The 23,532-nt window shown below is 59.0% G+C and carries 19 protein-coding genes; 16 read left to right on the top strand and 3 right to left on the bottom strand.

The window, feature by feature from the left end:
• Positions 1–36 precede the first annotated feature (36 nt).
• From M1P90_RS29680 to M1P90_RS29690, 3 genes are all read left to right on the top strand, one after another.
• Entirely contained in the window at positions 37–1,395 is a 1,359-nt protein-coding gene (locus M1P90_RS29680; protein WP_483699313.1) for an LCP family glycopolymer transferase, read from the top strand.
• A gap of 827 nt (positions 1,396–2,222) precedes the next feature.
• Entirely contained in the window at positions 2,223–3,590 is a 1,368-nt protein-coding gene (locus M1P90_RS29685) for a C40 family peptidase (protein ID WP_483699314.1), read from the top strand.
• Positions 3,591–3,773: 183 nt separating this feature from the next.
• Complete coding sequence (locus M1P90_RS29690; RefSeq protein WP_483699315.1) at positions 3,774–4,841, top strand: glucose-1-phosphate thymidylyltransferase; 1,068 nt, start codon at positions 3,774–3,776, stop codon at positions 4,839–4,841.
• Between the two features lie 73 nt (positions 4,842–4,914).
• Here M1P90_RS29690 and glpX read toward each other — a convergent pair whose 3' ends face one another.
• A complete protein-coding gene (glpX, locus tag M1P90_RS29695) occupies positions 4,915–5,919 on the bottom strand; it encodes a class II fructose-bisphosphatase (protein ID WP_483699316.1) in 1,005 nt (334 codons plus the stop codon).
• A 209-nt stretch (positions 5,920–6,128) separates the two neighbouring features.
• On the opposite strand from glpX, the gene M1P90_RS29700 reads away from it, so the two are divergent.
• The 3 genes from M1P90_RS29700 (at position 6,129) to M1P90_RS29710 (ending at position 8,533) form a co-directional block, all read left to right on the top strand.
• Entirely contained in the window at positions 6,129–6,902 is a 774-nt protein-coding gene (locus M1P90_RS29700; RefSeq protein ID WP_483699317.1) for an RNA methyltransferase, read from the top strand.
• 414 nt (positions 6,903–7,316) lie between these two features.
• Positions 7,317–8,102 carry a hypothetical protein gene (locus M1P90_RS29705; protein ID WP_483699318.1) on the top strand — a complete coding sequence of 262 codons (786 nt, stop codon included), beginning with the start codon at positions 7,317–7,319 and terminating at the stop codon, positions 8,100–8,102.
• 101 nt (positions 8,103–8,203) lie between these two features.
• On the top strand, positions 8,204–8,533 hold the full coding sequence (locus M1P90_RS29710) for a DUF433 domain-containing protein (RefSeq protein ID WP_483699319.1): 330 nt from the start codon (positions 8,204–8,206) through the stop codon (positions 8,531–8,533).
• 248 nt (positions 8,534–8,781) lie between these two features.
• On the opposite strand, the gene M1P90_RS29715 is transcribed toward M1P90_RS29710, so the two are convergent.
• The gene (locus tag M1P90_RS29715) at positions 8,782–9,945 is read right to left on the bottom strand and encodes a lipocalin-like domain-containing protein (RefSeq protein WP_483699320.1); all 1,164 of its coding nucleotides are present in this window, start codon (positions 9,943–9,945) and stop codon (positions 8,782–8,784) included.
• Positions 9,946–10,933: 988 nt separating this feature from the next.
• Here M1P90_RS29715 and M1P90_RS29720 point away from each other — a divergent pair.
• The 5 genes from M1P90_RS29720 (at position 10,934) to M1P90_RS29740 (ending at position 16,610) form a co-directional block, all read left to right on the top strand.
• Positions 10,934–12,019, top strand: coding sequence for a glycosyltransferase family 2 protein (locus tag M1P90_RS29720; protein ID WP_483699321.1), 1,086 nt, complete (start codon positions 10,934–10,936; stop codon positions 12,017–12,019).
• Positions 12,009–13,040: a glycosyltransferase family 2 protein gene (locus tag M1P90_RS29725; RefSeq protein WP_483699322.1), complete on the top strand. Its 1,032-nt coding sequence runs from the start codon at positions 12,009–12,011 to the stop codon at positions 13,038–13,040. The genes M1P90_RS29720 and M1P90_RS29725 overlap by 11 nt, the downstream gene beginning before the upstream one ends.
• Positions 13,037–14,224: a glycosyltransferase family 4 protein gene (locus M1P90_RS29730; RefSeq protein ID WP_483699323.1), complete on the top strand. Its 1,188-nt coding sequence runs from the start codon at positions 13,037–13,039 to the stop codon at positions 14,222–14,224. Before M1P90_RS29725 ends, M1P90_RS29730 begins: the two co-directional genes overlap by 4 nt.
• Positions 14,221–14,799 carry a hypothetical protein gene (locus tag M1P90_RS29735; RefSeq protein WP_483699324.1) on the top strand — a complete coding sequence of 193 codons (579 nt, stop codon included), beginning with the start codon at positions 14,221–14,223 and terminating at the stop codon, positions 14,797–14,799. Before M1P90_RS29730 ends, M1P90_RS29735 begins: the two co-directional genes overlap by 4 nt.
• 473 nt (positions 14,800–15,272) lie before the next feature.
• Positions 15,273–16,610: a hypothetical protein gene (locus M1P90_RS29740; RefSeq protein WP_483699325.1), complete on the top strand. Its 1,338-nt coding sequence runs from the start codon at positions 15,273–15,275 to the stop codon at positions 16,608–16,610.
• A gap of 957 nt (positions 16,611–17,567) precedes the next feature.
• Here the strand turns inward: M1P90_RS29740 and M1P90_RS29745 are convergent.
• Complete coding sequence (locus tag M1P90_RS29745; protein WP_483699326.1) at positions 17,568–17,936, bottom strand: hypothetical protein; 369 nt, start codon at positions 17,934–17,936, stop codon at positions 17,568–17,570.
• A 213-nt stretch (positions 17,937–18,149) separates the two neighbouring features.
• Between M1P90_RS29745 and M1P90_RS29750 the strand changes: the two genes are divergently transcribed.
• From M1P90_RS29750 to M1P90_RS29770, 5 genes are all read left to right on the top strand, one after another.
• Complete coding sequence (locus M1P90_RS29750) at positions 18,150–18,425, top strand: hypothetical protein (RefSeq protein ID WP_483699327.1); 276 nt, start codon at positions 18,150–18,152, stop codon at positions 18,423–18,425.
• Positions 18,426–18,489: 64 nt separating this feature from the next.
• On the top strand, positions 18,490–19,647 hold the full coding sequence (locus M1P90_RS29755) for a glycosyltransferase family 2 protein (protein WP_483699328.1): 1,158 nt from the start codon (positions 18,490–18,492) through the stop codon (positions 19,645–19,647).
• A gap of 10 nt (positions 19,648–19,657) precedes the next feature.
• On the top strand, positions 19,658–20,773 hold the full coding sequence (locus M1P90_RS29760) for a glycosyltransferase family 4 protein (RefSeq protein ID WP_483699329.1): 1,116 nt from the start codon (positions 19,658–19,660) through the stop codon (positions 20,771–20,773).
• A 105-nt stretch (positions 20,774–20,878) separates the two neighbouring features.
• Complete coding sequence (locus M1P90_RS29765; protein ID WP_483699330.1) at positions 20,879–21,994, top strand: glycosyltransferase family 4 protein; 1,116 nt, start codon at positions 20,879–20,881, stop codon at positions 21,992–21,994.
• A gap of 21 nt (positions 21,995–22,015) precedes the next feature.
• The gene (locus M1P90_RS29770; RefSeq protein ID WP_483699331.1) at positions 22,016–23,452 is read left to right on the top strand and encodes a lipopolysaccharide biosynthesis protein; all 1,437 of its coding nucleotides are present in this window, start codon (positions 22,016–22,018) and stop codon (positions 23,450–23,452) included.
• Positions 23,453–23,532 lie beyond the last annotated feature (80 nt).

Consider the following 23,532-nt stretch of genomic DNA (forward strand, 5'->3'; position numbering starts at 1 on the left):
CGCAACTGCCACTGAAACATCCGAGAGTAGCGCACTATGAATTGTTCCGAGGCTCGCCGCCTCCTCGATCGCGGTGTAACACCCGGCTCGGCTTCGGCCGAGCGCGCCGCACTTGGCTTTCACCTGGCGGGCTGTGCGGAGTGCCGCACATATAGGCAGGCAACAGAGCAAGATCTGCTCCACGCTTTGCTGGCACAAAACACCGATGCGCCGCCGAGCCCCCAAACCCGCCGTGCAGCGGCCGATCCCCCGCCCCCAGCTGTAGCGCCGCCAGCCAGCCGGGCACGCCGCGCACAGGCCGCCAAAGCGATTTGGTATATTGGCTTGGGGGCGCTGCTGGCGATTCCACTGGTGGCGCTTGGCATTGTCGGCTGGGCTGCGCTGTCAGCCTTCACAATCCATCGCAATGTCCAGGCAATGATCATTTCCACCGAGCCGGCCGTAACCAGCGCCCCCACAATAGCGCCAAGTCCAGCCCCGGCGCCAACGGCCACACTCATACCTGCCACCGCCACAATTGCGCCAACCGCTGCGCCGCCCACGCCCGTGCCTTCACCCACTGCCGTGCCGCCCACCGCAACGCCAATCGCGCCAGTGGCAGGCGCGCCCGTCACGGTGCTGCTGCTGGGCAGCGACCAGCGCCCTGGCGAAACCGACCCGGCCCGCACCGACGCAATTATCATTGCGCGGATCGACCCGCAGCAGCACCGCATTGCCCTGCTCTCGCTGCCGCGCGACCTGTGGGTGACGATCCCAGGGTATGGCGAAACGCGCATCAATGCCGCGCATGTCTGGGGCCAGATCTATAACGACCCGGCCGGCGGCATTGGCCTGGCGCAGAAAACCGTCAGCAACCTGCTGGGCATCCCGATCGACTATACGATCTATATTGATTTTGAAGGATTTATCGGGGCGATTGATGCGTTAGGCGGTGTGAACGTCAACGTTGAAAAAGAACTCTACGACCCAAACTTCCCAACCATGGACTACGGCTATACCGAAGCGCACTTCCTGCCCGGCCCTCAGACAATGGATGGCGAAACTGCCCTGATGTACAGCCGCATCCGCCACCCCGACAGCGACTTTGCGCGCATGCACCGCCAGCAAGCCGTGCTGGCCGGCGTACTCAGCACCCTGGGCAGCCAGAATATATTACAAAATCTCAAGCAGCTCGAAGATGTTACGACCGCGCTGCGTGATTACGTCAAAACCGACATGCCCGAAGAGCGAATTATGGGATTGGCGTGGGCATTGCGCGCCATGGCACCCGAAAAAATAGAACACTATTTTCTCGATGCCGACATGATTTCATTTGGGGTAGGAAATGATCGTTGGGCAGAGCAAGCCCTTCCAGATGCCCTGGATGCCCTTGTTCATGATCTAATTGGCGATTAACTTTTTTTCAATTATTTACTACTTTTCAGCAAGACGGTGTCGATTTTGTAAACGAAATCGGCACCGTTTTTGATACTACGGAAGCAGGTAAACGTTATCATTTCGCATCAGAAAGCCATATACATTTAGGGTTGACAATTTGTGAAAAATACATTAGTATGGCGCACATCACCCCCGTGTGTTAGCGCCGAAGCCGATTGCCTGTCGGCAGCAGGGGTTGTGCGCTTGCCCAAAACCAGCAGCGCCACAAACCTGCAAGGCAGCCACACGCCGCACAGCGAAGATTGAAAAATTGTTATCTGGCTGGGGTCGTATTTTCGGGAAGACACACGCGCATCGTGCGTATGCAGAGGGCAGCATAATGCACTATAGCGCAGCAAACCGCCAAGCACACTGATCACAACCTGATACGTTGCTGATGGTTTGCAAATTTTAACGAGTTATGATAAACTCCCGCGCAATCCCAAGTGGAAACCTTTTGGAACCAAGCCATGTCGCTGCCGACGCGCCCCAAAGCGGGTATGCATGCGTGATTTGGTGGGATCGAAGGGTTGAGAATGAGGAGCCGCTCCATGATTGAGCATCGTCGTCTGCCATTATCGTCGCCTGAGCCAGGCGATCTGTACCAGCTACAGCAACGTGCGAACCGGCAACACCAGCGGTATAAACGCCCTTCGCAGTCGCTTCTGGCACAACAGTTTGTACAAACGACCTTTGGCACCCCGATTAAGTCTCTTTCGCGTCTCCCCGCTCGGTTCCTCCTTCACACAGTCGTGGCGCTGGTGCTGCCCGTCGCCGTCCTGCTAAGCCAGTTCTCGACGGCCAGCGTGCCCACCCCTGTTGCGCAGCCCGCCCTGCCCCCCGCCAGCAGCGATATTGTCGCGCCGGTCGCGCCGATCAACCTCGATGCGCAGACGGTCGAGGGCGATGCGCCGCTGGAAGACAATGGCGACATTCCTGTGCCGCTCTCGCTGGTTTCGCGCACCGAGGCAATGGCCCCGGTTGTGGTTGCTGCCACGATTGCGGGCGACCGCATCAACCTGCGCAATGGCCCCGGCACCGAGTACGACGCGGTTGGCCGCATCTCGGCCGGCGCGCCAGTGCAGGTGATTGGCCGCTACCACGACGGCAACTGGTTCCAGGTGCGCGAGCGCGCCGGCAAGCCCGTCTTCTGGGTTTCGGGCGAACTGCTGAACCTGCCCGAAGGCGCCGCCGATACGCTGTTTGAAGTTCAGGCCGACCAGATCCTGCCGCCGCCGCCGCCCAAGGTTGCAACCGTCAACGAAACCGGCTTGCAGCTGCGCGATGGCCCTGGCACCAACTATATTTCGATGGCGAAGCTCGACGCGGGCGCGCAGCTTGAGCTGCTCGAGCGCTACCAGGATTGGTTCCACGTCGGCATTCCCGGCGGCAACGATGGCTGGGTCAAGGGCGAGTTCCTTGGCATTCAGGCCGGCATTGTCGACCGCCTGCTGGCTGCCGAAACCGTGCCCGACCCGAACCCGGCGCTGGTTGGCATTATCACCGAGAATGCGGTGAACCTGCGCAAAGGCCCCGACTCGAAGTACCAGAAGATCGGCGGCGTGAACTCGGGCCTGCATGTCGACCTGATCGGCAAGTATAACGATTGGTTCCAGGTGAAGCTGAGCGACGGCACCAAAGCCTGGATCTTCAACGACTTCCTGAACATCACCGAGCGTGTCATCCGCCGCGTGCCGATGTCGAAAGACTTCCCGGCCCTGCCGGTGGCCACCCGCGCCCGCAGCACGTCGTCAAGCCCTGGCAGTTCGGTCGATGTCTCGAGCATCCCGGCCAGCGGCGACGCAGCCAGCTACGCAGTGCAGTTCACTGGTTCGCGCTATGTGTATGGTGGCGCCAGCCCGCGCGGCTTCGACTGCAGCGGCCTGACGAGCTATGTCTATGGCAAGCTCGGCGTGAAGCTGCCGCACAGCGCAGCCGGTCAGTTCAGCACCCGCTACGGCGCGGCGATCAGCTCGATGGATAACCTGAAGGCCGGCGACCTGGTGTTCTTTGCCGGTACGGCCGGGCACCGAGGCATCAGCCACGTGGGCATCTACATCGGCGGCGGCCGCCTGGTCCACGCAATGACCCCGCGCTACGGCGTGCAGGTTTCGAACATCTACGACGACTACTGGGTGCGGCACTACGCCGGCGCGATTCGCCCGAACCGCTAGCGACAAACCGCCAAAGCACTGCGGAGCCGGTGGCTAAGCCATCGGCTCTTGCTTTTGTGTGAAAATCTGCGCACATACGCATCAGCACAGGGCCAGACCCGTCTCATCGCCCGCGCCGGCTGAGCAATGGTATAATCGGCAAACTACGACCATTGAATAGCAATTCCAAAGGAAGGATACACCGTGAAGGGATTAGTGCTCAGCGGCGGCAAAGGCACGCGCCTGCGCCCGATCACCTACACCAGCGCCAAGCAGCTGGTGCCAGTGGCGAACAAGCCCGTGCTGTTTCGCGTGATCGAGGCGATTCGCGACGCCGGCATCGACGAGATTGGGATTGTGATTGGCGATACCGGCCCCGAGGTGCGCGCCGCCGTGGGCGATGGCAAGCGCTGGGGCGTGCGGATCGAATACATCCCGCAGGACGCGCCACTCGGCCTGGCGCACGCTGTGAAGATCTCGCGTGATTTCCTGGGCGACGAGCGCTTTGTGATGTTCCTGGGCGATAACTGCATCCAGGGCGGCATTTCGCAGCTGATTGAGGAATTCGGGCACAGCCAGCACAACGCCCAGATCGTGCTCAAGCAGGTGGCCAACCCGCAGCAGTATGGCGTAGCCGAGCTGGATGAGCAGGGGCGCATTTTGCGGCTCACCGAGAAGCCGCGCCAGCCGCGCTCGGATCTTGCGCTGGTGGGTATTTACCTGTTCGACCCAAGCATCTGGCAGGCGGTCGAGGCGATCAAGCCCTCGTGGCGCGGCGAGCTTGAGATCACCGACGCAATTCAGTGGCTGGTCGAGCACGGCAAGCAGGTTTATCCCTACGTCCACGAGGGCTGGTGGATCGACACCGGCAAAAAGGACGATATGCTCGAGGCGAACCGGCTGATTCTCGAAGAAATGCCCGCTTCAAACGAGGGCTATGTCGACCGCGACTCGCACCTGATTGGCAAGGTGATTGTGGAAAAGGGCGCGGAGATCATCAACAGCACGATTCGCGGGCCGGCGATTATTGGCGAAAATACGCGCATTGTGAATGCCTACGTCGGGCCGTTTACGTCGGTCTACCACCACTGTACGATCGAGGGCAGCGAGATCGAACATTCGATTGTGCTGGAGCACAGCGCCATTCGCGACCTTCCCTCGCGCCTGGAAGACAGCCTGATTGGCCGCTATGTCGAGGTGAACCGCTCGCCATACAAGCCGCGCGCCTACCGCCTGGTGCTGGGCGACCATAGCACAGTGGGGGTTTTGTAAGGTTTGAGTTTTGAATGTTGAGTTTTGAGTTGACACTACTGCAATTCAAAACTCAACATTCAGCACTTAACACTTACGAAGCGTTGCCGTTCTGCCTGGCCGCGTACTGCACGCCCGAAATGCGCATCAGTTTGTCCCAGCGGTGCGTGCCTTCGATGTAGCGCACCGTCCCCGAGGCCAGCCGCATCACCACCGAGTGCGTGCGCGCCCCGCCGCCGTAGTAGCGCACCCCGCGCAGAAACTCGCCGTCGGTGATGCCGGTGGCGGCGAAGAAGACATTCTCGCCCTGCACCAGATCGTTGGTGTGGTAGACCTTGTCGGGGTCGAGGTTTTGCGCCCGCGCCAGCGCGCGCTCGTCGTCGTTGCGCGGCCAGATTTTGCACTGAATCTCGCCGCCAACGCACTTCATCGCACAGGCCGTAATCACCGCCTCGGGCGCGCCGCCAACGCCCATCAGCATATCGGCGGGCGGGTCGTCGATCGCGGTCATCACGCCGGCCGAAACATCGCCGTGCAGAATGAGCTTGATGCGCGCGCCGGTTTCGCGGATCTGCTGAATTAGGTCTTTGTGGCGCGGCCGGTCGAGCACCACCACGGTGACGTCTTCGGTCTGCTTTTTCATGGCCCGGGCGACGTTGCGAATGTTTTCGGCCACGGGCGCGTTGATGTCGATCGCGCCGCGCGCCCGCTCGCCAACCGCCAGCTTGTCCATATACGCGATGCCCGACCAGTTGTACAGCGAGCCGCGCTCGGCAATCGCCAGCACGGCAATCGCGCCGGGCATACCTTCGGCCAGCAGCGTCGTGCCTTCCACCGGGTCCACCGCAACATCGACGGCGGGAAGCTCGCCCGTGCCCACGCGCTCGCCTGTGTAGAGCATGGGCGCTTCGTCTTTTTCGCCCTCGCCAATCACCACCACGCCGTCCATCGGCATGCTTTCCAGCGAAAAGCGCATGGCATCAACGGCGGCCTGATCGGCGGCAATTTTGTCGCCCCGGCCCATGAAACGCCCGGATCGCAGCGCAGCCGCTTCGGTGCAGCGCACCAGATCCATTCCTAAGTTTCGCTCGAGTCGCATCGGTGCTACCTCCTTGTAGACCGCTTCAACACCCACGGCACACGTGCTGCGCCGTGGCAACGGAGAACGCCGCGATTGTAGCACGGGCGATGCGCGCATGTCCACGCGCTTGCAGAAGCGCGCGAAAGATGGTACAACATCGCCGGCGCGGCATCCGCCGCCGCTGCGGTCTCGCTTCCCATGCTACCGAGTGCGAGTTACAAGGCCATATGAGTACAGAAGCTCTTGATTCGATTATTGTGGTGCTGCACCGCCCGCGCAAGCTGGTGAATATTGCCGGCACGGTGCGCGCCATGAAGAATATGGGCCTGCATCGGCTGCGGCTGGTGCAGCCCGCCGAGTATAACGAGTTTGAGATCGAGGGCATTGCCCACCGCAGCGCCGATGTGCTGGGGAACACGACCATTCACGAAACGCTCGACGACGCGCTGGCCGATGCGATCTTTGTGGCGGGCACGACCGCACGCCCGCGCGAGGCTGGCCCGCCGGTTGCGCTGCCGCGCGAGCTTGCGCCAACGCTGCTGCAGCACACTGCGGAAGGGCCGGTTGCGCTTCTGTTCGGCCCGGAAGACAATGGCCTGAACAACCAGGACCTCGACCGCTGCCACGCGCGTCTGGTCATCCCCACCAACCCCGACTACGCCTCGCTGAACCTTGCGCAGGCGGTCTTACTTATTTCCTACGAGCTGCGCATGGCCGCCGAGCAGCCAGCTGCGCCCGCGCCGCGCCGTCCGTTTCGCCCGGCCGACGCAGCCCAGCTTGAGGAGTTGTTTGGCGTGTTCGAGCGGGCGCTGTGGGGGATCGAGTTCTTCAAGGCGCACCAGGCCGAGGCGATGATGCGCACGGTGCGCAGCCTGACGCACCGCGCCGCGCCGGATGTGCGCGAGGCTGGCCTGCTCAAGGCCATGGCGATGGAAACGCTCAATTTCCTGCGCCGCAAAGGCGTCGCTCCCGGCGAACCGCCCGATCAGCAGCCCGACTAACTTTGCTTGGTAGAAGTTCGGCCCTGCTTGCCGAGACGAAGGACGAAGGACGAAGGCCAACGTGCTCATTCGTCCTTCGTCGCCTTTCAAAGAAACGTGTTGGGAACGTTTACCACCAAGACACCAAGACACCAAGGGCTTTAGCATACTTTAAAAGCTTGGTGCCTTGGTGGTTATTTCAAACGTTTTGATCTTCAACAGATTTCCAAGAAAATTTCTGCGGTTCTGTGGTTTCGCGCCGCCATTGCAGTTTCGCCCGAAGCTGCTACAATGAGCCATTCCCAATACCGCCCTGCCACGCACGACAGCGGTCTGCAACATAGTTGATCGCTTCTGTGCGGGCGGGAAACGCGGTGTAGCGCAGAACATGCAACTGACTCCTGCCGACTGCAAACTGCTATAAAGGAGCACGCCGTGGCCCCACGCTTCTCGCGCCCGCGCCTGACCACCGCCGACGACCCGCAGTATCGCGCGTTTGTGCGGCAGATTATGATCGGCAAGGACAATCAGCGCCCGACGCGACCGCCGCGCGCCCGCGAGCTGTTTGGCAGCGAGGCCGAGGCGGCGCTGCGCGACTGGCTGAGCCAGCACATGACTCTTTCCGACCGGCGGATTGTGGAGTATCTGGAGCATCGCGGGCGCGCGGCGGTGAAGAAGTACCGCGAGCTGGATGCGGTCTCTATTCCTGACACAAAATCAATCGAGATTTTCGAGATCAAGGCCAGCCAGAAGGCGGGAAGTATCCGCCGCGCATCGCAGCAGTTGCGCGATACGCGCAGCATCCTGGGCATGCTGTATTTCCGCGTCCACACCACGATTCTGCTGGTTGACACGGGCATCCCCGACGCACAGGACGTGGCCGAGCTGATGGCAAGTGAGGACGCGCCGACCTACCCGCCGCAAACGCTCGCCGAGGTGCTGGAGCAGCTTCCGCACGTGCAGCTCGCCGATTCGCTTGCTACGCGCTCGACCAATCCCGATGCCGTAAGCCTTTTGCGCTTTAGCGTGGACGATATTATTGCGCTGGTGGGCGAAGCGAACCTGCACCTGAACTGGGACGAAGAAGAAGAGGAAGTGGACGCCGAGCCGCCGCCCGAGGAGAAGCCTGGCTTCGCCTACAGCACCGGCGAAAGCACGCCCGACGACGATGACGACAACCCATTGGCGGCGGCACTGCGCAAGGCGATGGGCGGGAAGTAGACACGAGACATGAGATGGGAGACACGAGAACTCACGTCCGAACTACTTATCTTGGCCTGCTATAATAGCAATACGATTGTTTCCATGGACAAGAGCAGGTTATGCCGCTGGTTGTAACTAATCAACCTATTCCGCTTGCCACCGATGCTGATGGTGTTGTGCATATCGCAAACACTCGCGTCACGCTCGATACTGTAATTGAGGCGTTTCGCGAGGGGGCAACTCCTGAAACTATTGCTCAGCAATACCCTTCGCTCGCACTCGCTGATGTGTATGCAGTGATTGGTTACTATCTGAATCACCGCGCTGAGGTTCATAGCTATCTCCAGCAACGCGAGCAGGTTTCGTCCCAAATTCGCAAGGAGAATGAAGCACGCTTTGATCCGACCGGCGTTCGTGAGCGCCTGCTCGCCCGCCGACACGCAGAGTAATGCGCTATGTTCCGTTTGGCTGCGGATGAAAACTTCAACAATGATATTGTACGTGGCATCATCTTGATTGCCGAATGTAGCCTGGAAGGCGAGTGGAGGGCCAAGTACGTTATTTACCGCTGTCCTGAGCATCTCCCTGCCTAATATCAAAAGGCACAAAGAGCTCAGAGTGTCGCATGTTTACAGCTTATTGAAAACTCAGCATTCAACACTCAACACTCAAAACTGTCGCCCCGTCACCCCTCCCCCTACCGCACCCGCACATTGTCCTGCCCCTGCTGCTCGGCATAGCCCGTGAGCTCAACGTAGCCATTGCCGCTGACCGGCTGGCCATTCGCCGTTCCCTCGATGCGCACCGCCCCTTCCCAGTAGACGGTTGTCAGCGGCAGCTCCTGATCGGCCAGGTAGGGCGTGATGGTGAGGTCGAGATTGGCCGATGGCACCTGCACGCGCCAGCGCGCCGGGTAGCTGCCATTGCTGCGCGGGCTTTTCCATGTGCCAAGCACGTCGAGCGTCATATCGTCGCGGCGGATGGGGCTGGTGCTGCCGTCGGCGGCGATGAGTGTGCCGCTGCTGGAAGGCGTCGCGCCGCCACTTCGGTCGCGCAGCTGGTAGTACATCAGGTCGCGCCCATCGCTGAGCTGCAGCGCGAACCAATCCCAGCCCGCCACATTCTTGCCGAGTGAGCTGGTGCTCCACTCGCGGTCCATCCAGCTTTGCCCGGTCACCTCGAAGCGCTGCCCATTCACGGTAATGCTGCCGCGCGTTGGCATGCGCGTGAGCGAGTAGTAGTACGAGGCATTGCCGGGCTCCTCGCTCTTCTGGCTCAGGCCCCGGTCGCCCTGCAATACCACCGGCTTGCCGCCATCAAGCGTCAGGTCGATAGCGGCTGCGCCCTGCGCGGCGCGCAAATGCATTGGCAGCGCCGCAGAAGCCTGCCCCTCGGCGCTCCAGTCTTCCAGCCACACACGAAACGGTTGGGCCTGAGCGCCAGCCAGCCCGGCGGCGCTGCGGCTAAAGCGATCGAAGGCGAAGAACTGATTGCCGCCCACATCGCTGAGGGCGAAGTGCGCCATGTAGATATTGCTGGTGCCCCAGTCGGATGCGCGCGCGGGCGCGGTGGGTGCCAGCCCGAAGCGAAAGAATGTGAGCTGAAAGCCGAAATGCCGACCTTCGGCAGTGTCGAGGTTGCCGGTGTAGTACCACCATTCGGTGGCGAATTCCTGATGCGGCCCGTGATCTTGCGGAAAGACAAAGGCGCGGGGCGCAGTGGCGCGCGCAAAGCCAGCCGATACCTGGTTCGCAAGCGTATCGATGGCCGAGATCTGCCCGCTGGTGGCGGTGCTGGCCGCGCCAGTGCTGCACGCTGCCAGAAACGCGGCGCAGAAGATTATCAGAAGAAGGCGATGCATGAATGTTCCTTTATGTTTTCCTGCCATCCGGCTTTCGATTTCAGCTCTGTTCTTGTGCTCGCAAGCCTTTCAGCAGAGACACAATGCCGCTTGTTCCTGTCTAGTATACCCTACGCTGCGCGGGCATTGCGGGATGGGTGCGGGCACTAGGCAGCCGGCAGTCGGCAGGTAGCAGTCGGCAATCGCAGGATGCACAATAACTTTCAAACCTGCAACCTTCAAACGTACAACATCTTCGTGCCTTCTCGGCAGTAGGCAGGTAGCAGTCGGCAATCGCAGGATGCACAATAACTTTCAAACCTGCAATCTTCAAACGTACAACATCTTCGTGCCTTCTCGGCAGTAGGCAGGTAGCAGTCGGCAATCGCAGGATGCACAACAACTTTCAAACCTGCAACCTTCAAACGTACAACATCTTCGTGCCTTCTCGGCAGTCGGCAGGTAGCAGTCGGCAATCGCAGGATGCACAACAACTGTCAAACCTGCAACCTTCAAACGTACAACATCTTCGTGCCTTCGCGGAGCCGCATGGACATCTGTGGTGAACCACTTGGTTCCAATCGTCAATCGTCAACCGTCAATCCCGCATCCCTTTGTGAACGGCTGTTTACATGCCCGTCACCTTGCCGTAATGTTGCGATAAGCCCTGCCTTTGGCGAAACCGCGTTTTATTTTGTGAAGGGGAGAAACGAGAAGCAAAGGAGAAAACCTCAGGCCACGGCCCACCGCTTCGCTTGCGTTCACGAGCAGCGCGTGACTCTTTGCCGGGGCAGAACGTTCCCTCAACAGCGAAAAATAACGATAGGACGCGCAATGGTGCCGCTGGCAACTGGCTTTCGCGCCAGGGCCGGTTTGCTGTGATTGACTGGCGATGCGCCAGGGATGATGCATACAGACGAACGTAGTGGAAGTGGTGGAATGAAATGATAAACCGCAACTGTCTTGTTTCAAATGTTCAAAAAATCATCATTGTAGCCGAGGAAACAGTATGGCAGAGCAAATTGAGAATCATGTTTCAGCAACGATGATCAACCAGGCAAATAACTGGTCGGTGTTGTCGCATAAAGATGCAGTTGTTGCCCTTATTCCCGCATTCAACGAAGAACGATTTATTGGCAGTTTGGTGCTCGCCGTTCAGGAATATGTCGACCACGTGATTGTGGTGGACGATGGATCTTCCGACCAGACCACCGAGATTGCGCGGCGCGCCGGGGCAATTGTGCTGCGCCACGAGGTTAACCAGGGCAAGGCAGCAGGGGTCAACACCGGGTTCAACTACCTGCGCCAGCTCCAGCCCGCCGCCGTGGTGATGCTCGACGGCGATGGCCAGCACTCCGCCAGCGATATTCCCACTGTGTTAGAGCCGGTCACGTCGGGCGAAGCCGATATTGTGATCGGCTCACGCTTTTTAGAGGTCAAAAGCGAGATCCCGGCCTACCGGCAGGTTGGCCAGCATGGCCTGACAATGATCACAAATGTTGCGTCGGGCACGCACAGCAGCGATTCGCAGAGCGGCTACCGGGCCTTTTCGCGGCGCGCAATCGATGCGCTGATCTTTGGCAATGGCGGCTTTTCGATCGAGTCGGAAATGCAGTTTCTGGCCAACGAACACAATCTCAACGTGGTCGAGGTGCCGATCAAGGTGACGTATGCCGAGCCGGCCAAGCGCAATCCTTTTGCGCATGGCATGCAGGTGGTCAACGCGGTGCTGCGCCTGGTTGGGCAGACGCGCCCACTGCTGTATTTCGGTATGCCGGGCATTATTACGCTGGTGAGTGGCGTGTTGCTTGGCTTGCGGGTAATGCAGATCTATTCGGCAGCCAAACAGCTGGCGCAGGGCTATGCCTTGCTGTCGGTCGGGCTGTGTGTGACGGGCATGCTCCTGCTGTTTTCGGCGCTGATTTTGCATTCGGTGCGCGGCATGATGGTCGATCTGCGCCAGCGCCTGTTCGAGCGCCTGTCCGATCCTTACCGGCGCAAGGTGGTGTATGAAGATGAGGCGCTGCTGGCCGCCTATGCCGCCGCCGCCAACGAAGCCGACGAGCCATTGAAAGAGCGCGAGTATGGCCTGTAGTGTGATCGTGGTGGCGTACAACAGCCGCGCCTACCTGCCTGCCTGCCTGGAGTCCATCCTGGCCGATCTGGGGCCAGAGGATGAGCTGATCGTCGTGGACAATGGCTCTGCCGACGGCAGCGCGGCCCTGGTGCGCGAGCAGTTCCCGCAGGCGCGGCTGATTGCCAGCAGCAACACCGGCTTTGCGGCCGGCAACAACCTGGGCGCGCAGTTTGCGCACGGCGACTACCTTGTGCTGCTCAACCCCGACACTGTTGCGCGGCCCGGGGCCATTCGTGCGCTGGCCGCCCCGCTTGCACAGCCGGGCGTGGGGCTCAGCACGGCCTGCGTGGTGCATATGCGCCAGCCCAATCGCATCAACACCTGCGGCAATACGATGCACTACACCGGCCTGACCTATTGCCGGGGCGCAAACCGTTCGGTGCGCGAATTCGCCACCCCCGCCGAGGTCGATGCGGTGTCGGGCGCGGCCTTTGCCATTCGCCGCGACGTGTTCGAGCAGCTTGGCGGTTTCGACCCACACTTTTTTATGTATGTGGAAGATACCGACCTGTCGCTGCGGGCGCGGCTGGCGGGCTACCGCTGTGTGTACGTGCCCGAAGCCGTCGTCGAGCACGATTACCGGCCCGCATACAGCCCAGCAAAGGCATTTTACCTCGACCGCAACCGCCACCTGATGCTGCTGAAGAACCTGAGCCGCAGCACCTACACGCGCTTGCTGCCGGGATTGCTGCTGGGCGAGCTGGTGACCTGGGGCTTTCTGCTGATCAAAGGCCCGCGCTTCTGGGGCGTGAAACTGCGCGTGTACCGTGCCCTGTGGGCCGGGCGCGCAGCCATTCGCGTGGCGCGCAGGGCAGCCCGCCGCCAGCGCAGCCATCCCGACCGGGCACTGATGGGGAATTTGACGCACCGGCTTGAGTTTGGGCAGCTTGCACACCGCGCGCTGGCGGCGGCGGCAGGCATGATCTTTCACCCGGCCTTCTGGGCCGCGCGGCAGTTGTTTGCACGGGGGCGCGTATGAGTCTGCGCATCGCACATGTCACGGCCACGTTCCCGCCATATCGCGGCGGCACCGGCAATGTCTGCTTCCACAACGCCCGCGAGCTGGCCGCGCGCGGCCACGAGGTGCATGTGTTTACCGCAGCGGGGCCGAATGCGCCCGCCAGAGAGCTGCTTGCCGGGATGTATGTCCACCGCCTGCGCCCATTCGTGCGTGTGGGCAATGCCCCGGTGCTGCCGGGCCTGCTTCTGGCCTTGCGCGGCTTCGACGTGGTGCATTTGCACTACCCATTTTTTGGCGGCGAGCTGAGCGCCCTGGCCGCGCGCCTGCGCAGCACGCCCTTGTTCATCACCTACCACCAGGATGTGCTGTTGAAAGGCGCAATGGGCGTGGCCGAACGCGTGCTGCGCCACACGATTGGCCGCATGGCGCTGCGCTCGGCCGACCGTGTGTTCTTTACCTCGCGCGATTACGGGCAAGCCAGCTATGCGCAGCCGCTCTTGCGCGGGCGCGACGGGCACATTGGCGAAGTGCCGAACGGCGTGGACGTTGAGAGCTTCACACCGGGCGCGCCAACCGCAGCATTACAGCATGCGATCGCGCCACAGCAGGGCGATAAGGTTGCGCTGCTGGTGGCCGGGCTCGACCGGGCGCACTATTTCAAGGGTGTGCCGATTTTCCTTGAGGCGCTGGCCGGTTTGCCGCCCAGCATGAAGGGTGTGATCGTGGGCGATGGCGATTTGCGCGCCGAATATCAGCAGATGGCTGCCGGTTTGTGCCTCGACGCGCGCGTGACTTTCGCCGGGCGCGTGGCCGATGCCGATCTGCCCGCTTATTATCGGCTTGCCGATGTTACGGTGCTGCCTTCGACAACCATGGGCGAGGCGTTTGGCCTGGTATTGGTTGAGTCGATGGCGTGTGGCACTCCGGTGATTGCATCAAGCCTGCCTGGTGTCCGCACCGTCGTTCAGCATGGCCGCAATGGCTTGCTGGTGCCGCCCGGCGATGCTGCGGCGCTGAGCAGGGCCATTGCGCGCGTCTGCGCCGACATGCGCGCGCACGATGCAATGGGTATTGCCGGCCGCGCGGCTGCCGTGGCGCGCTATAACTGGGTGACGCTGGCGGCATTGCTCGAGCAGGAGTACAACGGTGTGCTGGCACGGCGCGGCCGGCTTGCGCGCCACACACTGCGGGGTGAACAATGATTGGCGAGCTTCCGCGCGGCCAGATTGCGCCACTTGAGTATTGCTATGCGCTTGATGCGGCGCTGGCAATGCTGGGCGGCGCGGCCCCGCACCTGATCTGCCGGGCCAATGAGCTTGTTGCCGATGCGCAGCAGCGCCTGGGACAGCCCGCAACTACGCCACCGCGCGCCGGGTTGTGGATCGAGCCCGACGCGCCGCACCTGGCCGCCGACCTGGCCGAGTTTGTGCGCGCCATTCCGCCTGGCGGGCCGCTGATCGTGATTGCCTCGCAGCCGCTGGCGCGCATACTGCCCGAACGACGCACCTGGCGCGGCGCGGCCATTGGTTTGCGCCCTGGCGGCGTTGCCCGGCTGTGCGCCGCCCTTCGCGCGGCCGGCTTTGCGCCACTGTCGCGTCACGGCATTCATTCCGCCGCCGCAATTGCCGCCAATGCGCTGGGCGCACAGCTTGCGCGGCGCGGCCGGCCCGATCTGGCCGACCAGCTTGCGTTTGCCGGGCGGCTGCGCTACCGCAGCAGCGGCTGGATGGCACCGTTCGCAACGGTGGCGCTGCTGGTGGCGCGCAAACGGGGATGAGTGGCACTGAAACAGCCGATCAACCACGAAGACACGAAGACACGAAGGTGTGAATTGTTTCGCGCCCGACCTATACGGCCTATCGGCCCGCTCAGGATGCGGCGGGATACAAGCGAAACGCAAAAATCGTTTCTCCACCCTGAGTAGCGCGTAACGCATATCGAAGGGTGGCCGCACAAACACCCGCACACGCGCACCCTTCGATACAGCCTGCCGCACCCGCTCAGGATGCAATGCTTGGAATTGATGCGCGGCGGGCGCGAACGCAATCGCACACGCGCGCAACACGTCGCCCCGGCCGTACATGGGCGGGCTGCTATTACAAAGCCGGCCTGCGCCGGCTCGATCGGGATGCGCAGGCGGCCTTCGCCTGTACGAGCCGAGAGCTTCAGCCCCACGGCAAACACAATGCGATGGCGGGCAATTAAACCCTGGCTTCTGGATCCTCGCTTCTGAAACCTGGCTTCTAAACTATGCAAACACAACCAAGCACAATCGAACGCGCCGCCGCACACGCCCCCGCGCCCAGCGCAATCGACACCGCCGTGGCGCGGATGGATGTATGGCTCGACACCATGCGTGGCGCGGATGGCTATGGCGGCCCGGTCGCGCATTGGTGGCGGCAGAGCCTGCTCTATACGGGTGTGGGCCGCGACTGGCGCTATGAAGGGATCATCGATGGCTACCTGCTGCTGTGGGAACGCAGTGGCGACGGTCGCTGGCTGGCAAAGGCAGTTGGCGCAGCCGATGATCTGCTGGCCGGGCAGCTCGCAAACGGCCATTTTGCCGCTTCGTGCTTCGAGATCAACCCTGCCGCTGCGGGCACACCGCACGAGGCCGCCGCCGATGTGGGTTTGCTGCTGCTGGCGCTGGCTTTGCGCGCCGCCGGTCGCCCCGACGCCGAGCGATATGCGGCTGGCGCGCTGCGCAATATGCATGCCTTCTACCTCGGGCAGCTGTGGGACGAGCAGGCCCAATCGTTTCGCGACGATCCGCGTGTGCCGTCGTTTGTGCCGAACAAGGCCGCCACTGCCTGCGATGCCCTGTTTCTGCTGGCCGATCTGACCGGCGATTCAGGCTGGGTCGAGCGCTATGCCCTGCCAAATGCGCGGCGCATTCTGATGCATCAGGTGCGCGGCGGGCCGCTGGCCGGCGCAATTGCCCAGAATAGCTTTGGCCGGCGGGTTGTCGAGAAATATTTCCCGATCTATATCGCGCGCTGCGTGCCGGCGCTGCTGCGCGCTTACCACTGGAGCAACGAAGGCCAGTTTGCCGAGGGCGCACTGGCGGCAATGCGCTTTGTGAGCCGCTGGCTCGGCCCCAGTGGCGCGATCCCGACCGCCATTTATGCCAACGGGCGCGCCAGCCGTGGCCCCAGCTGGGTCGCGCCGCTTGGCGATGTGCTGCGCGCCGCTTCGGCGCTGCGCCCAATCGGCTTTGCCGCCGATTTCAGCGCCTGCGAGGCGCGCTTGCTGGCCGGGCAGGATGCAAGCGGCGGTATTCAAACTGCCACCGGCTTTGCGCTGCAGGCGGGCGGCCATGCGCACGTGCTGCCCGACCTGCGCGATGTTTTACACGTCGTTGGCTGGTGCGACAAGGCTTTTCGCTACCTGGCGGCGCAATCGAGCGGCGTGCTGCCAGCCAGCGCCAGCGCGCCATTCTCAACTGAGTGCATGCTGAACGGCCAGCGTTTCACGCTGAACGAAATGCCCGATGCGCTGGAGCTGCGCCAGCGCGGCATGCTGGCCTACCAGTGGCGCAAAGGCCATCCGTGGGCGCACACAAGGCATCCGGCTTTCTGGCTGAATTGATTTGCGGCATGGCGGGGAGATGTGCAGGTGGCAGGGGGCAGGCGGCAGTGTGCAGGTGGCAGTGTGCAGGTGGCAGGCGGCAGTGTGCAGGTGGCAGGTGGCAGTGTGCAGGTGGCAGGCGGCAGTGTGCAGGGTGGGAAGATGACAAGATGACGCGGTGAAGGGGTGACTGGGTGCTCGGAATGAATTAGCCTGCGTCAGCAGGCTTCGTGTCCTTAGCCCGCTGCTTGGGCGGCGGGCGCGGGCGGAATGATGTGGCACGCGCACCAAATACTCTGACTCCTGACTTCTGAATACTGCGGAAGGCCCTCACCCCCGGCCCCTCTCCCATTGCGAGGGAGAGGGGAGAAGATCGTATCAGCGCGCCGCTATTGCGAGGGAGAGGGGAGAAGATTGTATCAGCGCGCCGCTATTGCGATGCAGACGGTAACAGGTCGTATCAACGCACAGCTATTGCGAGGCAGACGGGAGAAGATTGTATCAGTGCGCAGCTATTACGATGCAGACGGGAGAAGATTGTATCAGCGCGCCGCTATTGCGATGCAGACGGGAGAATATTGTATCAGCGCGCAGCTATTGCGATGCAGACGGGAGAAGATTGTATCAGCGCGCAGCTATTGCGATGCAGACGGGAGGAAGAGACATAATAGAAAGCTATTGCGGTTGGCGAGGGCTTGTTGACTTCTGACTTCTGGTTTCTATAGCGGTTTGCAGAACAATTGAACACTCATATGCTGGCGAGAAGGCGTTGTAGCGCGGAAAATCCAACTGCCTACTGCATCCTGCCGACTGCAAACTGCTATAACTCGTGTCTCGTGTCTCCTGCCTCCTGACTCCCGAATCCTGAACGAGCTGCCGCCTTCCGATACACACCTGGCGCGTACGCGGAGCCGCGTCGCCACGGCCCACACGTTTTCGCCCGGCGCATACCGAAAGGCGGGCAGAGCGGTTGAAGGATTAGTTGCCGCTGGAAGAGCTGCGGCGCAGCGGGCGGCGGCGATCCGACTTGCGCTTCAGGCCAATCGCCTGCACCGCATCGGAGTTCGCGCCATACTGGGCGATGACCTCGGTCTTTGCGCCGAGTGTGGCCTCGTGGAAGGCTTGCGCGGCAGCGATGGCGCGATCGCGGCTGGCCTCGTGGGCAATGCGCGTGCGCAGCTCGTCTTTCTCGGCACTGGTGAGCGTGCTTTCGAGCGTGGCAAGCGTGTCGGCGCTGAAGGCCGCATTGCGGGGCAGGTAGTCGCGCAGGTCCTGGATCGCCAGGAGGGTGTCGCGGTCGGCGTCGAGGGTCGCCGGGGCGACGCGGGTTTTGGAACGTGATGCCAAATTGTCCTCCGTTGGTTGTTTTGGCGCGCCGCACCGTCGGCGCTCAGTTCGGTAGTACCATAGCACTTCGTAGCCGCTATGTAAACCCGCCCATCGGTCTCATATCGCGCCAAACGACATGGCTAGTGCGATATAGGGCAAAAGTTCTAGTTGCAGGGCTTGCATTGATGTTTTGCATGATCAAATTCGAATTCGCAGGCGCAGAATCGAATTATGCAGGTGCAAATTCCTTCTCTGCACATGCAAATTCAAATTATGCAGGTGCAAATTCCTTTTCGGCAGGTGCAGAATCGAAGTATGCAGGTGCAAATTCCTTCTCTGCATATGCAAATTCCTTCTCTGCACATGCAAATTCAAATTATGCAGGCGCAGAATCGCATTCTGCGCCTTGCAGAATCGCATTCTGCGAAGCGCAGCATACGTATCGCACACCCGCGCAAGATGACAATCTTGTCAAAGCCGGCGCAGGGTATGCCGAGCGCGCGCTGAGATGCGTTCTTATGATTAGTGCTGGCACGGGCCAGTGCTGGGGGAGAGAGAAGTGCACAGGGTCATGAGTTTTTCACGCATTCGATCATGGAACCATGTTCTCAACCATCATTCTGGCAAAATCCTCCTTGCTGGGCTTGCATTGGTGGCCGCGCATAACTGGCGGCTGTGGCAGAACGACCGGGCATTGGCCGAACGCCTGCGCGCCGGGCCATTGCCCCTTCCGCAGCTCGCACATACCCCAAAGGTCAGCGCACTGGTGGCCGGATGGAACGAGGCCGAGCACCTCGCGGCGCACATCGAGTCATTTCTGGCGCTCGATTACCCCAATAGCGAATTGATCCTTTGCGCGGGCGGCAGCGATGCCTCGCTGGCGATTGCACGGCGTTTTGCCAGCGCACGCGTAACAGTGCTGGAGCAGCGAGCTGGCGAGGGCAAGCAAAAAGCCCTGGCGCGCTGCTTCGCGCAGGCTTCCGGCGAGATCATTTACCTGACCGACGCCGATTGCCTGTTTGATGATGAGTCATTTCGGCTCACGATTGGGCCAGTGGTTTCGGGCGAAGAAAAAGTCTGTACTGGCGGCGCGCGACCTTTTCGCGCCGCCTTAGGCAACCCATTTGTGGTAGCACAGGCAGTTTCGGATGTGCGGATGTATGCCGATGACACTGCGCCCGCCTACCTGCCCGGATTGCTGGGCCGTAATTGCGCGATCGAGCGCGATTTTTTGCAGCGCGCCGGTGGTTTTGCCGCCCCTGCGCCAACCGGCACCGATTATGTTCTGGCACACGAGCTTGTTGCTGCCGGTGCGCGTATTCGCCAGGTACGAATCAGCCAGGTAGAAACGGAATATCCCGCAAATGCGCGTGCCTATATTCGCCAGCGCCGGCGCTGGCTGCGCAATGTTGCCGTGCATGGCCTGCGCTATCGCGCGCGGGGCGATGTGTACAGCTCGCTGACGACCTCGTTTGCAGGTATGGCGATGCTGGCACTGCCCTTCACGAGCCTGCGTTTTGGCGCGGCTGCATTATCGGTATGGTTCCCAATGCTTGTGGGTGGATGGCTGGCCCGCCTGCGCTATTTGCGCTTTGCGCACCTTGTACGCGGGTGGCCGTTCAGTGTGCGGCACAGCATGGCGCTGTTGCTGGTGTTGCTGCTTGATTTTGTAGCCTGGGCGGCACCGTTGCTGGATTACCTGCAACCTGCGTCGCGGGAAAAATGGTGAGAGTACGGATATGAATAATTCCTATATTATGATCAGCTTGCAGGCACGCCGCGATCTGCATGATCCGCTGCGCTTTTTCCAGAAGCTGACGATCAACCACCTGTATCGCGAGGCGCTGTGGGGCCAGCTTGGCACGGGCAGTGAAGGCGATACCCATACCCTGCATTTCAGCACGCCGCTCGATCTTGGCGCGCGCCTGAAGCGGGTTGGCAGGGGCATTGTGCAGGGCGTCGAGCCGTTTGCGCTGTTGCCATTGCCATTTATTGTGCAGATCCTGCGCCATGTCAATCGCCAGAAGCTGCCGCTCGTGGTTGCATCGCTGGAGAACATTCCGTTCCGCCAGAAGTATGGCCCGGTGCTGACTGCCGTGGCCGCGCCCTTGCTGCGCCGCTACCTGAAGCGCGCCGACCTGCTGATCGCGATCAATGAAGGCGCGCGGGATAATTTCCTTGCGTTTGGCGCGCGGCCCGAAAAGATTGTGCGCCTGATGTATGGCTGCTGGGGTGTCGATACCGATGAATTTTCACCCACAGGCCCGGTTGCGGCCCTGCCAGTGTGCGGCGACAAGCCGGTGGCTTTGTTTATTGGGCGGGTGGTGGCTGCCAAGGGTATCTTTGTGCTGCTCGACGCATTTCGGCAGCTTCATGCGCACCATCCCGAGCTGCAACTGGTGTTCGCTGGCGATGGCGACGATGCACCACGCGCCCGCGAGCTTGCACAGGCCTATGGCCTGGGCGCAAACGTGCATTTTCTTGGCGGCGTCCCTAACCAGGACATACCGGCGCTGCTGCGGCGGGCCGAGATGCTGGTTGCGCCATCGCTGAGCACGCCACGCTGGGCCGAGCAGGTGGGTATGGTGCTGCTTCAGGCAATGGCGTGTGGCACGCCCGTGGTTTCGACGTTTTCGGGCTCGATCCCTGAGTTTGTGGACGATGGCCGCACGGCGCTGCTGGTGCCCGAGCACGATGTGAATGCACTCGCAGCCGCGATGGCAAGCATCCGCAGCGATGGCGAGCTGGCTGCGCGGCTGCGGAACAATGGCCTGGCGGATATTGCGCAACGCTACGATGCCAGCCGCAATGTATTGGTTGCCGAAGAAGAAATTTTGCGGCGATGCGCTAATTAATGTGAAAAGCTTTGCAATATGTCCGTAATGTTCAGGCACGACCATAGGCTGAAAAATTGCATTTGTACTACTGACACAGCAATCTAGCGAGCAACATAATTACATATGCCAAGCGTTACTAAACCCACATCTTTCATTCCTCGATCGCCGCTGATCGCCCTCGTTCCAGAACTGCACACGTTTTCTCCGCAAACTGGCATCGGTCGTGTGCTGCACAGCCTGCACGCTGCCTGGGGCACGCAGGTCGATTTGCTGCCCACGAAATTAGTGTCGCTGAACTTGCCTTTGCTGCGCAATTTCCCGTATGGAGTAGAAGTTCATAATACAGGTCATATTGTTCTTTTGCCGCGTTTAACTGGCGCACAAGCATTACGCAATACCGGGCGGCTGCCCAGCGTTGCTATTGTTCACGATATTGGTGTGGTCGATTTCGCGGGCGATCGGGTGGGAACAGACTGGTTTACGCTGCGCAGTGCATTGCAAAGCTTCTATGGGCTGCGCTATGCCAGCAGGATCATAAGTGACTCGGCATTCACAGAACAACGGCTGCTCCATTACCTGCCCAAGCTTGCCGATCGGGTGTCGGTGGTGCACGCCGGTGTGAATGACACATTTTTGTCTTACTCGCGCTCGCAGGCCGAGGCCCGCCAGCGGGTTGAACAGATTACCGGCACGCTGCGTTCGCCACTGCTCGCCTATGTAGGCTCGGAGATACCCCGCAAAAACATTGGTTTGCTGCTCGAAGTTCTTGCCACGCTGCGCCATACCTACCCTGACGTGCAGCTGCTCAAGGTTGGTGCGCCGGGGCACCCGCGCTGGCGGCAGAATACATTGCAAACAATGGCGCAGCTTGGTTTGCAGCCTGGCCGCGATGTTGTTTTTCTTGAAGGCATCAACGATGAGCTGCTGGCCGATGCCTACCACGCCGCAGATGTATTTGTTTCCACCAGCCTGTATGAAGGCTTTGGTTTACCAGCACTCGAAGCTATGGCCATAGGTACGCCGGTTGTAGTGAGCAATCGCGGCTCGTTTCCTGAAATAGTGGGTAATACTGGTTGGGTTGTTGAGCCAAAAAATGAAGCCTTTGTATTAGCGGTTAATCAAGCATTAGAATCGCATTCTGAAATAGAGCGCATAGCTAGACGTAGTGCAGTGAAAAAATTTACTTGGTTGAATACAGCCCAACGCTATATTGAAATATTCGGACAGATACTCACTTAATAGCACTAAGTAGGATAAAATATGTTGGCAATGAAAAGGAAATTAATAAATTTACCAAAAGGTATTACCTTTTTTCTCGCCCAAGTAGTTGGCGCGGCAGTAGCATTTTTTGCAGTTCCAATATTGACTCGTATATATGATCCATCTATATACGGTTCTTATTTGATTATATTAAGCTTTGTGGTTCTTGTAAACTCTATATTAGTGAACTGGATACAGCAAAGTATCTTGAGGTTTGTTCCAGGTAATACTAATCAATTCAAAATTATACCGCAGATGATTCTTCTGGCAAAATTATTAGCCATTATTATAGGTGTAACACTAATAATTTGTTCTAATTTCATCCCGGGAATAAATATTTCTTTTAACGAAGTTTTACTGATTGGTTTATATGGCTTAATTACTTCACTTTGTGGTTCTTATGCCGCTCTATCGCTAGCACTAGGAATGAAAACAAGATATGCTTATTTTTTAGTTCTACAGGCAGTATCTCCAATATTATTTGCCGTTACGTTATCGCATTACGAAAAAAGCATTTCCTCATTGATTATTTCTCAGATTTTAGGAAATTTATTGCCAATGCTGGTAGTTTACAGAAAATATGCAAATACCAAAATAAATTATGTGGATGTTGCCCGGTTCGCGCGCTATGGATTTCCGTTGAGTATATGGGTTTTAGGCTCACAGATGCTTAATAACCTAGATAGGTTTATGATATCATACTACAATGGGGCAGCCGACGCAGGCATTTACGCAATTAACTATAATATAGTCTACTCTTCTCAATCTTTACTATTTGGTTCAATGCTTCTTTCATATCACCCTACTTTAATGAAGTTGTGGAATGAAAAAAACTCATCATATAAATCTGTTATAAACGAGGCTATTGGAATATTCTCAATAATATCCGCATTTACGATAGGAATATTTATATCTTTATATAAGGATATTGGCGTCCTACTTCTAGGTTCTAGCTTTAGATTAGATTCACCAATAATGCCGATTATCGCAATAGCCAATACTATCTGGGGATTATCTGCTTATATAAATAAACCTTTCGAATTTAAATCTCAAACATGGAAAATGGCTTGCATGTGCGTTTTAGCCGCAGTGATCAATTTAACACTTAATATTATTTTTATTCCACATTACGGAATTTTGGCTGCTGCATACACTACATTAATTTCTTTTTCAATATACGTTGCCATATCAGTTTTTGTAAATCGAGACTCTCTTCATACTAATATATCTTACTTAATGTATCCGATATTGGTTCCATTATCTATGTACATAGTAGGTGAATATATCGAGCAGTCATTTCAAGTTAATGGCATATATAAAGTAATTTTTATATTAATCTTTGGATTATTTTTAACTGGAGTATCTTTATCACTAAATTTTTATAACAAAATTTATGAATATTTTGTAGAGGACAACCACTCTGCTCAGGTATTGTGATACTTAGAATCAGAATTTCGTTATCATGCGGGTCTATTAGTTACGCCTAGTTACGCCAACCTATACTCTCGTTTTATCAC

Source organism: Kouleothrix sp. 19917 (genome assembly GCF_057073505.1).

Excerpts from the sequence above, each read along its gene's own strand:
- M1P90_RS29750 (WP_483699327.1), top strand. The coding sequence starts at position 18,150 with ATGCAGGTGCAAATTCCTTCTCTGCACATGCAAATTCAAATTATGCAG.
- M1P90_RS29760 (WP_483699329.1), top strand. The coding sequence starts at position 19,658 with ATGAATAATTCCTATATTATGATCAGCTTGCAGGCACGCCGCGATCTG.
- M1P90_RS29680 (WP_483699313.1), top strand. The coding sequence starts at position 37 with ATGAATTGTTCCGAGGCTCGCCGCCTCCTCGATCGCGGTGTAACACCC.
- M1P90_RS29735 (WP_483699324.1), top strand. The coding sequence starts at position 14,221 with ATGATTGGCGAGCTTCCGCGCGGCCAGATTGCGCCACTTGAGTATTGC.
- M1P90_RS29720 (WP_483699321.1), top strand. The coding sequence starts at position 10,934 with ATGGCAGAGCAAATTGAGAATCATGTTTCAGCAACGATGATCAACCAG.
- M1P90_RS29730 (WP_483699323.1), top strand. The coding sequence starts at position 13,037 with ATGAGTCTGCGCATCGCACATGTCACGGCCACGTTCCCGCCATATCGC.
- glpX (WP_483699316.1), bottom strand. The coding sequence starts at position 5,919 with ATGCGACTCGAGCGAAACTTAGGAATGGATCTGGTGCGCTGCACCGAA.
- M1P90_RS29755 (WP_483699328.1), top strand. The coding sequence starts at position 18,490 with ATGAGTTTTTCACGCATTCGATCATGGAACCATGTTCTCAACCATCAT.
- M1P90_RS29715 (WP_483699320.1), bottom strand. The coding sequence starts at position 9,945 with ATGCATCGCCTTCTTCTGATAATCTTCTGCGCCGCGTTTCTGGCAGCG.
- M1P90_RS29765 (WP_483699330.1), top strand. The coding sequence starts at position 20,879 with ATGCCAAGCGTTACTAAACCCACATCTTTCATTCCTCGATCGCCGCTG.
- M1P90_RS29740 (WP_483699325.1), top strand. The coding sequence starts at position 15,273 with ATGCAAACACAACCAAGCACAATCGAACGCGCCGCCGCACACGCCCCC.
- M1P90_RS29770 (WP_483699331.1), top strand. The coding sequence starts at position 22,016 with ATGTTGGCAATGAAAAGGAAATTAATAAATTTACCAAAAGGTATTACC.
- M1P90_RS29725 (WP_483699322.1), top strand. The coding sequence starts at position 12,009 with ATGGCCTGTAGTGTGATCGTGGTGGCGTACAACAGCCGCGCCTACCTG.
- M1P90_RS29700 (WP_483699317.1), top strand. The coding sequence starts at position 6,129 with ATGAGTACAGAAGCTCTTGATTCGATTATTGTGGTGCTGCACCGCCCG.
- M1P90_RS29710 (WP_483699319.1), top strand. The coding sequence starts at position 8,204 with ATGCCGCTGGTTGTAACTAATCAACCTATTCCGCTTGCCACCGATGCT.